General features: G+C 62.0%; 1 protein-coding gene. It reads left to right on the plus strand.

The window, feature by feature from the left end:
* On the plus strand, positions 1-439 hold a 439-nt coding region (locus tag ON40_RS34405; RefSeq protein WP_040829423.1), incomplete at both ends, for an acyltransferase domain-containing protein.

Here is a 439-nt window from a genome sequence, read left to right on the forward strand (position 1 = left end):
GGGTCGCAGTGGGTGGGGATGGGTGTGGCTCTGTTGGATGGTTCTCCGGTGTTCGCCGGGCAGATGAATGCTTGTGCTGCGGCGCTTTCGGAGTTTGTGGATTGGTCGTTGGTCGATGTGTTGCGTGGGGTGGAGGGTGCGCCGGGGTTGGATCGGGTTGATGTGGTGCAGCCGGTGTTGTTTGCGGTGATGGTGTCGTTGGCGGAGTTGTGGCGGTCGGTGGGGGTTCGTCCGGATGCGGTGATTGGGCATTCGCAGGGTGAGATTGCGGCGGCTTTTGTGGCGGGTGCGTTGTCGTTGCGTGATGCGGCTCGTGTGGTGGCGTTGCGTAGTCAGTTGTTGGTGGCGTTGTCGGGTGCGGGCGGAATGGTCTCGTTGGCTTGTGATGTCGAGCAGGCCCGCGATCTGATGAAAGCCTGGGGTGATGCGTTGAGTGTCG

This window comes from Nocardia jiangxiensis NBRC 101359, from assembly GCF_000308615.1.
GTDB classification, from domain to species: domain Bacteria; phylum Actinomycetota; class Actinomycetes; order Mycobacteriales; family Mycobacteriaceae; genus Nocardia; species Nocardia jiangxiensis.